The sequence below is a fragment of the Afifella sp. JA880 genome (assembly GCF_025379905.1).
GTDB lineage: Bacteria > Pseudomonadota > Alphaproteobacteria > Rhizobiales > Afifellaceae > Afifella > Afifella aestuarii.
Genome location: NZ_JAOANH010000001.1, coordinates 168,610 through 180,451, shown reverse-complemented (window position 1 = coordinate 180,451; position 11,842 = coordinate 168,610). Strand labels below are relative to the sequence as shown.

Genomic DNA, 11,842 nt, shown 5'->3' with positions numbered 1-11,842 from the left:
ACTCAGTCAGCGTGGAGTTCCGGAAAGCAATTCGCCCAATAGATGCGTTGAAGCTTGCGAGGATCTCCGATCCTATGCTTTCGACCAGAAAGCATGGAAGCCCGAACGAGCCCGCGATGATTGACAGCCCCATCGTTCCGACCGTCGATTTTGAGCACGAAGGCATCCAGCACGGTTATCTGAGACTGCCATGGAGCCGCGACGACAGCGCATGGGGCAATCTCATGATACCGATCACGGTCGTGAGCAACGGCCCCGGCCCGACCGCCCTCGTCACCGGCGGCAGCCATGGCGACGAATATGAGGGACCCGTCGCACTCGCCGATTTTGCCCGGAAGGTCACGCTCGATGACATCACAGGGCGCATCATCCTCGTTCCCTTCATGAACTACCCGGCGTTTCGTGCAGGAACCCGCCTTTCGCCCATCGACACGTTCAATCTCAACCGCACCTTCCCAGGACGCGCGGACGGCAGTGTGACAGAGAAGATCGCCGACTACATTCAGCGCGTTCTGCTGCCCATGGCGGATCTGGTGCTCGACTTCCATTCCGGCGGAAAGACACTCGATTTCCTGCCTTTTGCGGCCTGTCACGTGCTCGAAAACAAGGCGCAGGAGGCGCGTTGCCGGGAAGCCCGAGATGCGTTCTGCGCGCCCTATTCGATGACGATGTTGGAAATCGACGCCGTCGGCATGCTCGACACGGCCGCAGAGGCTCTCGGCAAAGCCTTCGTCACGACGGAAATCGGCGGGGGTGGAACCTCCACTGCGCGGACATTGGCGATCGCACGACGCGGCCTCGCAAACGTCCTAAAACATGCGGGCATTCTGGCAGGCCCGATCGAGCACCAGCCATCCATATTTCTGGATATGCCCGAACCGGAATGTTTTTCCTTCAGCCAGTCCGAAGGCTTCATCGAGCCCGCGGTCGATCTTGGGGCGCAGGTCAGAAAGGGGGATCTCCTCCTTTCTGTGCATCCGATCGAGCGTTTGGGAGGAAGGCCTCAAGACTATCGAGCAGGCCTCGACGGTATCCTCGCCGCGCGTCATTTTCCTGGGCTCGTCGGTCTTGGTGACTGTCTCGCGGTCATCGCAACCACGGAGCCTGATAAGCCGGCCGAAGGGTAGCTTGAGCGGGCCCAGCTCCGGCTATGATGCGGCGGATCGCCATACGAGCCCGCAAACCTTCGCCTGTTAAAGTCGAGGCCTTCTCACTCCAAATTCTGCCGGGCCACGAGCCCGGCTTCTTTGTTGAGGGGGACAGAGCCACCGGAAATGGTGCGGCTCGCCGCGCGATCGTGACAGATGAACTTAGATCACGGCGCAGTCACGACCTCACGGAACAAGGACGGTCGCTCCCGTCGTCGCCCGGCTTTCAAGCGCACGATGGGCGTCTGCCACATCCTTCAACGCGAATTCCTGGTTGACTTCGATCTTCACGAAACCACTCGCCACGACGTGAAAGAGATCGTCTGCCATCGCCTGCAGGCTTTCGCGCTTGGCGATGTAGCTGAAAAGGGTGGGCCGGCAGGCGTAAAGCGACCCCTTCTGGGCCAGCAATGCGAGATTGAAATCCTTGATCGGCCCAGAAGATTGCCCGAAGGACACCCACATGCCCCGTGGCTTCAGGCAATCGAGCGACCCGGGATAGGTGCTCTGGCCGACGGAATCATAGACGACGTCGCACAGCCGACCATCTGTGATGTCCTTGACGCGAGCGACGAAGTCCTCTTCGCGATAATTGATGGTGTGCGTGCAGCCGTGCGCTTTGGCGAGTTCCGCCTTATCGGCCGATCCGACGGTCCCGATGACGGTCGCTCCGAGATGTTTCGCCCATTGGCAGGCGATCAACCCGACCCCGCCGGCAGCCGCATGAAAGAGGATCGTCTGCCCGCGTTCGACCCGAAACGTCTGGCGCAGGAGATACTGGGCCGTCAGCCCCTTCAGCATCATCGCCGCGCCGGTCTTGAAGTCGATCTCATCGGGAAGCCGCACCAGACTATCGGCAGAAATCAGTCGCTCGGCTGCGTAGGCGCCAAGTCCGCCGACATAGGCGACCCGATCGCCCGGCCGAAAACGCGAAACCCCGGCCCCGACGGAAACGACGGTTCCTGCCCCTTCGTTGCCGGGCGTGAGCGGCAAGCCGTTCGGCGCGTTGTAGAGGCCCGTGCGGTAGTAGGTGTCGAGGTAGTTGAGCCCGATCGCCTCATGCCGGATCTTGACGTCGCCCTCTCCCGGCTCGCCGACCTCTTGGTCTTCGACCTGCAGCACCTCCGGCCCGCCATGCGCGTGAACCCGAACGACAATTGTCACTCTCCGCCTCCTGCAATCTTCTGCCGGCGGCGCCGCGCAAGGACGTTGAACACCTCGACCACCGCCGCAAATGCCATGGAAAAGTAGATATAGCCGCGCGGGATATGGAAACCCAAACCGTCGGCGATGAGCGCCACGCCGATCAGAAGCAGAAAGGCGAGCGCGAGCATTTTGGTGGTCGGATTGTGCTTGATGAACTCGGCGATCGGTCCCGACGCGGCATACATGACCGCAATCGCCACAATGACGGCCGCAATCATCACCTCGACATGTTCGGCCATCCCGATCGCCGTGATGATGGAATCGACGGAAAAAACCATATCGATGATCAGCACTTGGGCGATGATCCCGCCGAAGGACGCGGTCTTGGCCTCCGCAAGCGTCGCCGTCTCATGCTCGATCTCGGCATGGATTTCATGCGTCGCCTTGTAGATCAGGAAAAGCCCGCCACCGATCAAGATGAGATCGCGCCACGAGACGTCCTGCCCGAACGCGGTGAAGACCGGCGCCGTGAGCCCAATCAGCCACGACAGGACGAGCAGAAGCAGGATGCGGAAGACGAGCGCCAGAAGAAGCCCGATCTGGCGTGCTTTTTTGGCCCGCTCCTCGGGTAGCCGGCTGACGACGACCGAAATGAAGACGATGTTGTCGATGCCAAGCACGATCTCCATGACGCAGAGCGTCAGGAAGCTCGCCCAGACTTGCGGATCCGACAGGAGCTCCATGTCTCAGCTGGCTGAGGCTAAAAGCGTGCCAGAAGCTGCTGCACGCCAGCAACACCGAGAAGATAGAAGCTCGTAACGAGCAGCAGCATCTCGACCGTCGAATTTTGATCGAAACCGGTCGCGATCAAAATGCCAGCACAGACCATCCAAAGCACCATCATCAGCAGCGTGAGCCAGCGCCATTTGGTAACGCGCACGGGATGCACGAAATTGACCGGAAGAAACGTGCCGACAGCGAGGAGCACCGTCACCATGAAGGTTACGAAAGGATGCGGCTGCAAAGCGAAGAGGACGAAGACGGCGAGATTCCAGGCGGCCGGGAACCCTCTGAACGAATTGTCCGGCTCCTTCATCCGCGTGTCGGCGAAATAGAGCGCGCCGGTGATCGCCACGATCATTGCGGCGAGAATGCCGAAAAAGGTTCCCAGCCCGCAGCCGCTCGCCAGGATAATGGCCGGCACGAAGACATAGGTCGTGTAATCGATGACGAAATCGAGCGCGCTGCCATCCCAGCGTGGCAGGCGGGAGCCCACCTGGTAGCGGCGCGCGATCGGCCCGTCGAGCGCATCGACGATGAGCGCGATCCCAAGCCACACGAATGCGGCGCGCCATTCTCCGCGCGCGGCCGCAAGCGTCGCAAGCAGCGCCAGCGCTGCCCCGCTCGCCGTCAATAGATGGATGGCGAAGAGCGACGCGGCGGCGCGTAAATGCTCCAGTTGCTGCCCGAGCTGCAAATCTCTAGACCCCGTCAACATAGTGGCTCCTCATGCCGCGTTCGGCGCCAAAACACCAGCCCTCCGGCAAGGGCAAAAAGATCCACCGGTTGTCTGCCGGCGAGGCATTGGCCCGGTTGCGGCAAACGATGCAAGCTTTTTGCGTCACGGAGAGATTCTTTTCCTCGTTGTGGTCTTTGCTTGCGCTCTGGCAAGAGGCCATATGCCTGGAAACGCAACCCATAGGGCAATAAATGCTCGGCAGACAATCTGGTTCGAGCGAAGATATGGCAGGATTAAGAATGAAGCCACGCGACGATTTCGAAATCTGCATCGTCGGAGGCGGTGCCACCGGCTGGGCCGCAGCGCTCGCGGCGGCAGAAGCCGGGCGCACCACTGCCATCATCGCTCCACCTGCGACCTTCCCCATCGGACGCACCGCTGCGCTTTTTGCTGGCTCGATCGAGCTTCTGGAACAGTTCGGCGCCATGCCCGATCTCGTCTCGGCCGCCGCACCTTTGCAGGCTATGCGGCTCATCGACGACACCGGACGGCTCATTCGCGCACCCGAGGTGACGTTCTACGCCGGCGAGGTCGGCTTGAACGCTTTTGGCTATAACATCCCCAATCGCCGCCTCGTCGAAGCGCTGTCCGAACGCGCGCGCAACAGCCGCTACATCACCATTTTCGAGGATACCGCCAGTGAACTGAGCTTCCACAGCGACTGCGTCCACATCACCACCGGCCGCGGTGCCTACCTGAAGAGTGACCTCGTGGTGGGTGCCGACGGCGCGCGCTCTCTCGTTCGAGCCAAAACCGGCATAGCGGTGAGACGTTGGCGCTATGCCCAATCGGCGTTGGTGACGACCTTATCCGTCACTCATCCCCATCATTCTGTCTCAACGGAGTTCCACACGGATCGAGGTCCGTTCACGCTCGTCCCGATGCAGGGCAACAATGTCAGCCTGGTCTGGGTCGAACGCCCGCGCGAAGCTGCGCTCCTCTGCGAGATCCCCGAAGAAGAATTCGCGCGGCGCGCAGAACGCTCCGCGCATTCGCTCCTGGGGGCCATGCAGGTCACCTCGCCGCGCGCAAGCTATCCTCTTTCGGCAGGTCTCGCCGACCGCTTCGCCTCGGGGCGCGCGCTTCTGATCGGCGAGGCCGCGCATATTTTTCCCCCGATCGGAGCTCAGGGCCTCAATCTCGGCCTGCGCGACGTCGAAGCCCTCAAAACGGTCCTGTCACTCAATCGCAACCGGCTCGACGAAGGCACGGCCACAGAATTTCATCGCCTTCGCCAGGCCGATGTTCGCAGCCGTACGCTTGCAGTCGATCTCCTGAACCGATCGCTGCTGACCGGGCTTCTGCCGGTCCAGGCGTTGCGCACGGTCGCGCTCTCGGCAGCCGGCGGCTTTGCGCCCTTCCGACGGTTTCTGATGCAACAGGGTCTGGCGAAGACGTTCCGGGGTCTCTGAGAGCTAGGATCCGAACGGATCGAGCGGCAAAAGGCCCGTGGTGACGAGATAAAGAACGAGGCTGACAGTTACCACGGACGCCGCGGTTCCGAGTAGGATCCCCGACGAGCCTTCCAGCACATAGGTGCGATACTGCGTCGCGATCACATAGATCGTGGCGGCAGGCGGCAGTGCCGCCATCAAGACCCCGGTCTGGATCCAGACCGGGTCGAACCCTCCGATCCAGGTGAGGAGAAGATAAGCGATCAGCGGATGCACGAGGAGCTTGATCGCGATCAGAAACGGCAGTTCGCCCGGCACCCGCCGCAGCGGTCGCAAGCCAACCGTGACGCCGAGAGCAAAAAGCGCGCAGGGCGCGGCAGACCCCCCAAGAAGCGACAGGAACCGCTCGAGCGGCGCAGGAAGGCCAACACCGATGAAAGCGGCGAGAACACCCGCGAGCGTCGCTAGTATAAAAGGATGCAAGAGCACTTTGCGGGGAATCGACTTCAAGATTGAGCCGATCGGCTGATGACTTGCCCCGCTCATCGCCATCATGAGGGGCGCCAGCGTGAAGACGAGGGTCACATCGAAGCTGAAGATCAGCGCCGCCGGTGCGGCCGCCTGCGGCCCAAGCGCGACGATCGCCAGCGGGGCACCCATATAGCCGACATTGCCGTAGCCCCCGACGAGCCCCTGAACGGTCGCCTCCGGAATGCGACCGTCGTTCTTGAGCACCGCAAACGCGAAGGCGAAAGCAAACGCGGTATAGGTCGCAAAAGTGGTCGCGAAAATGAAGCTGCCGTTCGTCAGCTCTTCGATCGGCGTCTTCGAGAGCACCTCGAAGAAGAGCGCCGGAAGCGCGAAATAGATCACGTAGAGGTTCAGCCAGGCGAGCGCCTTCTCATCCTCGTGCCAGATGCGGCCGGCGACGAAACCGAGAAGGATCAGACCAAAGAATGGCAGGGCAAGGCCCACGATATCACTCATCCTGAACCGGCGCTTTCCTTCTTCATGGCTTCAGGGCGACGGGTCGGCTCGTGTTGCATCCGCGAGCGAGCTTCGCTAAGCGGTCCGCCGACCCTGCGGGCTAGATGGTTGGACCCATCTCGTCAATTGACGCAGGCTTCCGCGGGCAAGCCATGACCTCCGGCCGATCATTGTCACCGACACGCCGTGCACGCTACTTCGCCGAGTACGCTCTCATGCGTCTCGTCGCGGTACTCCTGCGATCGTTACCAATCGATGTTGCGTCGAACATGATGGGTCGCGCCTGGAGTTTGGTCGGACCTCGAACGCATCGGCATCCGAGGGTGATGCAAAATCTCGCCATCGCCTTTCCCGAAAAGAGCGAATCGGAGCGCCAGGAGATCGCCCGCCAACAATGGGACAATCTGGGGCGGACCTTCGCCGAGAGCTTTCTCATCGACCTCATCTTGGCGAGCGACCGCGTGACGATCGACATCGACCCGAAGCTGCGTCAGAGCTTTGTTGACCGCGGTGCGGGCCTGCTCGTCGTCGGCCTCCATTCGGCCAATTGGGAGATCGCGTCGATCGCCATCCCGAAAGAGCTCAACGGGATCGGCCTCTATCAAAGGCTCAAGAACCCCTACTCCGACGCCTACGTCACGAGCTTGCGGTCAAACGTGTTTCCGGGCGGCCTCATCGCGAAAGCCAAGTCCACACCGAGACGCGTGATGGCCCATGTACGTGCCGGCGGCGCCGTCGCGCTTCTCGGCGATCAGCGTGAAGCGAAAGGCATCAAGGTCGTGGTCTTCGGCAAGGAGACGACCGCCAATCCCTTTCCTGCGATGGTGGCACGTCGTTTGCATAATCCTGTGGTTGCAGGCCGCGTCATTCGAGGCAAAGGTGCACGCTTCATCGTTCAGGCGAAGGTGCTCGAATGCCCCCAAACTGGAAACCAGATGGACGATGTGGCCGTATTTACTCAGACGATCCAGACACAATTCGAAACCTGGATCAGAGAGAGGCCGGGAGAGTGGATGTGGGTTCACGACCGCTGGAAATCAGCCCGAGTGCGCAGTTGAGGAGCCCGAAGCCGCGCCTTGACTTTCCCTCAGGATGCCCGATCTTCGAGCTGTTGGGTTGAACTTATGGACAACATGCGATCAGCCAAATTCAATATCGGTGACGTCGTCAAACATCGCGTCCTGCCGTTCCGCGGCGTGATTTTCGACGTCGATCCTGTCTTCGACAACACGGACGAATGGTACGATGCCATCCCGGCCGAGATCAGGCCGTCGAAGGACCAACCATTCTATCATTTGCTGGCGGAGAACGCGGAGACCGAATACGTGGCCTACGTCTCCGAACAGAACCTCGTCCCTGATGATTCGGGCGAACCCGTCCGTCATCCGCAGGTGACCGAGCTGTTCGCCTCGTTTGAGAACGGCCAATACCAAATGCGCGAGGCCATCAACTAGGGCTTTGCGGTCTCGGCCTCCCATTTAGAGAGGCGGCAGACCGGGTATGTCGATGCCGAATATGTCGAGCAAAAGCACCATATTGAGCGCCAGAACGACGACCGTTCCCGTCACGGCGATGACGCTGATCAAGCGCCGCGCAACGAACTGCCCCATGATCTCGCGGCTGGCGCTGAAGTAGACGAGTGCGATCATCGGCACAGGCAGTGCAATCGACAGAATCACCTGGCTGATGACGAGCGCCTTTGTGGCGTTGATGCCGAGCGCGACGACGACGAAGGCTGGCAGCATGGTGACGAGCCGCCGGACCCAGATCGGAATGCTGAAGCCGACGAATCCCTGCATGATCATCTGTCCGGCCATCGTTCCGACGACCGAGCTCGACACGCCGGACGCGATCAGGGAAATCAGGAACACTTCGGCCGCCGCCACGCCGAGAAGCGGCGTCAGCGTGTGATAGGCCGTCTCGATCTCCGCGACCTCGCTGTGACCCGCGTGAAACGCGCTCGAGGCCATAACCACCATGGCCATGTTCACGAGCCCCGCCACCGCCAGGGCCAGCACCACTTCGCGATTGGAGAATCGAACGAGCGTGCGCCGCTCCTGATCGTTGATCGCCGGGGCGCGGTTCTGCGTCAGACCCGAATGCAGATAGACAGCATGCGGCATGACGGTCGCGCCGATGATGCCGACAGAAATCAGCAGCGCCTCGCCATCCGGCATCTCCGGCACAAAGACATGCAGACCGGCCGCCGCCCAATCCACGGGTGCGATAAACATCTCGATCAGGTAACAAAGCCCGATAAGGCCGACGAGTGCGCCGATGATGAGCTCCATCGGCCGGAAACCGCCCCGCTCGAACAGCAGGATCGCGAGCGTTACGACGGCGGTAATCCCCATGCCGACAAGGAGCGGCATGTCGAAGAGGAGCGCGAGCCCGATCGCTCCGCCGAGGAACTCGGCAAGGTCGGTCGCCATCGCGGCAATCTCACTCACCACCCACATCACGAGAACGACTGGCAGCGGGAACCTGTCTCGGCAGAGCTCCGCGAGATTGCGCCCGGTGACGATGCCGAGCCGAGCAGACAGGGCCTGAAACAACATGGCGATCAGGTTCGCCATCAAGACGACCCACAGGAGAGTATAGCCGTACTTCGCGCCCGCCTGGATGTTCGTGGCGAAATTGCCCGGGTCCATATAGGCGATCGAGGCGATCACTGCCGGCCCGGCAAAGACCATTCCGGAGAAAGGCCCGCGGCGCCTGCCCGCGAGGGTCTCGCGGATGGCCGTGGTGGTGCGGTCGGATAAAGAAGAAGAGCGAGGGGACGCGGTCACGCGGGGGCTTCTTTTGCTGTATGGCGAGAAATGTAGCCCCGGCTAAATCGTTGTCAACTGCTGGCCACCAAACGCATTTCGATCTTTTGCAGCAAGCGACGTCCTCCAGAAAGACAGAAGACCCCGCCGAAACAAAAAAGGCCCCGGCAATGCCGGGGCCTTGAAACGTTTTATGGAGAGCCGGCCTTACTGGCCGGAGCTCTGCTGCTGCTTCTCGATGAGCTGCTTGCGGGCCTGCTCGGCCTTGCGCTTCAGCTCGTCCTGCAGCTTCTGCTGCTCGGCCTGCAGCTCTTTCGGGTCGATCGCTTCGCCATCATAGGAGGCGGTGAAGCCCGACAGGCTGACGTCGAAATTGATCGGCTTGGCCTGCTGGTTGAGCGTGGTGATGACGAGCTTGCTGCCGCGCTTCATGGAAGCGAGAAAATCGTCATTCACTTCCGCTTCTGCGAAGCAGAGATTCGGGAAGCAGATCGAGTACTGCACCTTGGTGGGCTTGCCGCCGTCGATCTGAACCTGCAGCCCCGGCCGCAAGAGCATTCCCGGCGGCACGGCGGAAACCAGGAACTTTTTGCCTTCCGTCTCGCGCAACGAGACGGCTGCAAGCAGCTGCCCGGTGGCGGCACGACGCTCGCGTGTGACCACGCAGACCTGCTTCTTGTTCTGCGGGTTTTCGCTGCACAGCTTGACCCATTCCGGCTGCTGCTGATCCTGGTTCGGCTGCTGGTCCTGCGCCCAGGCGGGCGAGACTGCAAGAACCAGGAGCAAGGGCGCCGCGACCTGCGCAATGGAACGCGACCGCCGCATCGCGGCCTGAAGAAATTGCATGGATGATCCTCGCACTGACTCGGCGCCCGCGGCGCCCTTTCATTCTGTCCGGGTTGGAAGACCTCAGAATGCGGCGACACCATGTCGGAGCCCCGCGGCCAACTCCATAGTCCGCAATTGCACGCTATGCCAGATTGGCGCAAGGTCCGATTCTCGCCCTTAAACGATAGACGATAACTGGAGAGCCATCCCAAATGGTGCCTTGCCCTCGCCTCACGAGCGCGCTCGCGGCGCTGCTCTTGGGGTTTGTCGCGTCGATCCTCCCAGCCAGCGCTCAAGAATCCCAGCACGGGATTGCCATGCATGGCGACCCGAAGCTTCCGGCGGACTTCGATCACCTCCCCTATGCCAATCCGGAGGCTCCGCAGGGAGGGCGCATCGCCTACGCGATGGTGGGCAGTTTCGACAGTCTCAATCCCTTCATCCTCAAGGGAACGGCGCCGCGCGCTCTATGGGACGACGAATGGGGCAACAATCTCTGGGAAAGCCTCATGGTGCGAAATCGCGACGAGCCGTTTTCGCTCTATGGGCTGCTCGCTGAGAGCGTCACCGTCCCCGACGACCGCTCATGGATCTCGTTTTCCATACACCCGCAAGCGAAATGGGCCGACGGTGAGCCGGTCACGGCGGAGGACGTCGTCTATTCTTTCAACCTCCTGAAAGACCATGGGCGCCCGAAAACCTGGTATGCCAGGGTGGCCGACGTTACGGCCGAGGGCGAACGCACGGTGCGCTTCACCTTCGATGACGGCGCCAGCCGCGAATTGCCGCTTCTCGTCGCGCTGCAGCCGATCTTTCCCAAACACGCCGTGTCGGAAGACGAGTTTTCGAGAAGCAGTCTCACGCCGCTTATGGGCTCCGGCCCCTACGAGGTCGCCGAAACCCGCCCTGGCACCTCTATCATCCTGAAAAAGCGGAATGATTATTGGGGCGAGGATCTGCCGGTGAAGCGCGGCTTCGACAATTTCGACGAGATTCGGTTGGAGTATTTCCGCGACACCAACACCTATTTTGAAGCCTTCAAGAAGGGCCTCTTCGACTATCATCGGGAAAAAGATCCGAGCCGCTGGCAGACCGGCTATCGCTTCCCGGCTGTGGAACAGGGCCTGGTCAAACTCGAAAAGTTCGATACGGGCATCCCCAAGGGGATGAACGGCTTCTTCATGAACACCCGGAAGCCGGTTTTCGCCGACAAGCGCGTGCGTCAGGCGCTCGGCTATTTTCTCGACTTCAAATGGCTCAACGAAAACCTCTTCCTCGGCGCCTACGACCGCACCGCAAGCTATTTCGAGGGCTCTGAACTCTCGGCAATCGGTCGCCCCGCCTCCGAAGAAGAAAAAAAGCTCCTCGCGCCCTACCCTGATGCGGTCCTCCCATCTGTGATGGACGGCAGCTATCGTCCGCCCGAAGGCGACGGCAGCGGCCGCGACCGCGACAATTTCCGCAAGGGCCTCGCCTTGCTGAAAGAGGCCGGCTGGGTCCGCCAGGGCGGCAAGATCGTCAACGAGAAGACGGGCGAGCCCTTCGCGTTCGAAATCCTGGTGATGACGCGCGAGGACGAGCGCCTGGCTCTCGCGTACCAGAACGCGCTGGCGCTCGTCGGCATCAGCGCAAATGTCCGGCAGGTCGATGCGAGCCAGTATTGGGAGCGGCTGAAATCGTTCGACTTCGACATGATCAGGTACAATCTGGCCTTCGCGTCTCTCTCTCCCGGGAGTGAGCAATCCTTCCGCTGGTCCTCCGCAGCTGCAGAAAGCCCGGGAAGCTTCAATTTCTCCGGCGCCTCCGATCCCGCCATCGACGCGATGATCCAAAGCCTCTTGTCCGTCAGAGACCGGGAGACCTTCGTCGCCGCGGTCCGCGCGCTCGATCGGGTCCTCATTTCCGGCTTTTACGTCGTGCCGCTCTTTCATGCCCCCGCCGAGTGGGTCGCCTATTGGAACAGGCTTTCCCATCCCTCGCACGGGTCGCTTTATGGACCGGAGCCGACCACCTGGTGGTCGGCCGAGGCCTCGCAGCATTGACGCTGGCCAG

The 11,842-nt window shown here is 61.3% G+C and carries 11 protein-coding genes; 5 read left to right on the top strand and 6 right to left on the bottom strand.

The window, feature by feature from the left end; genetic code table 11:
• Positions 1–116: 116 nt before the first annotated feature.
• Positions 117–1,127 carry a N(2)-acetyl-L-2,4-diaminobutanoate deacetylase DoeB gene (gene doeB / locus NYQ83_RS00930; RefSeq protein ID WP_261211485.1) on the top strand — a complete coding sequence of 337 codons (1,011 nt, stop codon included), beginning with the start codon at positions 117–119 and terminating at the stop codon, positions 1,125–1,127.
• A 207-nt stretch (positions 1,128–1,334) separates the two neighbouring features.
• Here doeB and NYQ83_RS00925 read toward each other — a convergent pair whose 3' ends face one another.
• Genes NYQ83_RS00925 through NYQ83_RS00915 form a run of 3 tightly spaced genes read right to left on the bottom strand, consistent with a single transcriptional unit; the run spans position 1,335 to position 3,789 of the window.
• Positions 1,335–2,312 (bottom strand): quinone oxidoreductase family protein, encoded by a 978-nt coding sequence (locus NYQ83_RS00925; protein WP_261211482.1) that lies wholly within the window; start codon positions 2,310–2,312, stop codon positions 1,335–1,337.
• On the bottom strand, positions 2,309–3,037 hold the full coding sequence (locus NYQ83_RS00920; RefSeq protein ID WP_261211480.1) for a TerC family protein: 729 nt from the start codon (positions 3,035–3,037) through the stop codon (positions 2,309–2,311). Before NYQ83_RS00920 ends, NYQ83_RS00925 begins: the two co-directional genes overlap by 4 nt.
• Before the next feature lie 17 nt (positions 3,038–3,054).
• The gene (locus tag NYQ83_RS00915; RefSeq protein WP_261211479.1) at positions 3,055–3,789 is read right to left on the bottom strand and encodes a CDP-alcohol phosphatidyltransferase family protein; all 735 of its coding nucleotides are present in this window, start codon (positions 3,787–3,789) and stop codon (positions 3,055–3,057) included.
• A gap of 263 nt (positions 3,790–4,052) precedes the next feature.
• On the opposite strand from NYQ83_RS00915, the gene NYQ83_RS00910 reads away from it, so the two are divergent.
• Positions 4,053–5,225 (top strand): FAD-dependent monooxygenase, encoded by a 1,173-nt coding sequence (locus tag NYQ83_RS00910; RefSeq protein WP_261211478.1) that lies wholly within the window; start codon positions 4,053–4,055, stop codon positions 5,223–5,225.
• A 3-nt stretch (positions 5,226–5,228) separates the two neighbouring features.
• Here the strand turns inward: NYQ83_RS00910 and NYQ83_RS00905 are convergent, their stop codons facing one another.
• Positions 5,229–6,194, bottom strand: a complete 966-nt coding sequence (locus tag NYQ83_RS00905; RefSeq protein ID WP_128294111.1) for an AEC family transporter — start codon at positions 6,192–6,194, stop codon at positions 5,229–5,231.
• 104 nt (positions 6,195–6,298) lie between these two features.
• Here NYQ83_RS00905 and NYQ83_RS00900 point away from each other — a divergent pair, with 104 nt between their 5' ends.
• Positions 6,299–7,252, top strand: coding sequence for a lauroyl acyltransferase (locus tag NYQ83_RS00900; RefSeq protein WP_314733270.1), 954 nt, complete (start codon positions 6,299–6,301; stop codon positions 7,250–7,252).
• A 75-nt stretch (positions 7,253–7,327) separates the two neighbouring features.
• Positions 7,328–7,648 (top strand): heat shock protein HspQ, encoded by a 321-nt coding sequence (gene hspQ / locus NYQ83_RS00895; RefSeq protein ID WP_128294113.1) that lies wholly within the window; start codon positions 7,328–7,330, stop codon positions 7,646–7,648.
• Positions 7,649–7,672: 24 nt separating this feature from the next.
• Here hspQ and NYQ83_RS00890 read toward each other — a convergent pair whose 3' ends face one another.
• Together NYQ83_RS00890 and NYQ83_RS00885 are read right to left on the bottom strand one after the other, a co-directional pair.
• A complete protein-coding gene (locus tag NYQ83_RS00890) occupies positions 7,673–8,983 on the bottom strand; it encodes an Nramp family divalent metal transporter (protein ID WP_261211470.1) in 1,311 nt (436 codons plus the stop codon).
• 186 nt (positions 8,984–9,169) lie between these two features.
• Complete coding sequence (locus NYQ83_RS00885) at positions 9,170–9,808, bottom strand: invasion associated locus B family protein (RefSeq protein ID WP_261211469.1); 639 nt, start codon at positions 9,806–9,808, stop codon at positions 9,170–9,172.
• A 194-nt stretch (positions 9,809–10,002) separates the two neighbouring features.
• Between NYQ83_RS00885 and NYQ83_RS00880 the strand changes: the two genes are divergently transcribed.
• A complete protein-coding gene (locus tag NYQ83_RS00880) occupies positions 10,003–11,832 on the top strand; it encodes an extracellular solute-binding protein (protein ID WP_409976937.1) in 1,830 nt (609 codons plus the stop codon).
• The last annotated feature ends 10 nt before the right edge of the window (positions 11,833–11,842 follow it).

What these genes read in the sequence shown, in the direction of transcription:
- NYQ83_RS00885 (WP_261211469.1), bottom strand. Translation starts at nt 9,808, where the DNA reads ATGCAATTTCTTCAGGCCGCGATGCGGCGGTCGCGTTCCATTGCGCAG.
- NYQ83_RS00900 (WP_314733270.1), top strand. Translation starts at nt 6,299, where the DNA reads ATGGTTGGACCCATCTCGTCAATTGACGCAGGCTTCCGCGGGCAAGCC.
- doeB (WP_261211485.1), top strand. Translation starts at nt 117, where the DNA reads ATGATTGACAGCCCCATCGTTCCGACCGTCGATTTTGAGCACGAAGGC.
- NYQ83_RS00880 (WP_409976937.1), top strand. Translation starts at nt 10,003, where the DNA reads ATGGTGCCTTGCCCTCGCCTCACGAGCGCGCTCGCGGCGCTGCTCTTG.
- NYQ83_RS00920 (WP_261211480.1), bottom strand. Translation starts at nt 3,037, where the DNA reads ATGGAGCTCCTGTCGGATCCGCAAGTCTGGGCGAGCTTCCTGACGCTC.
- NYQ83_RS00905 (WP_128294111.1), bottom strand. Translation starts at nt 6,194, where the DNA reads ATGAGTGATATCGTGGGCCTTGCCCTGCCATTCTTTGGTCTGATCCTT.
- hspQ (WP_128294113.1), top strand. Translation starts at nt 7,328, where the DNA reads ATGCGATCAGCCAAATTCAATATCGGTGACGTCGTCAAACATCGCGTC.
- NYQ83_RS00910 (WP_261211478.1), top strand. Translation starts at nt 4,053, where the DNA reads ATGAAGCCACGCGACGATTTCGAAATCTGCATCGTCGGAGGCGGTGCC.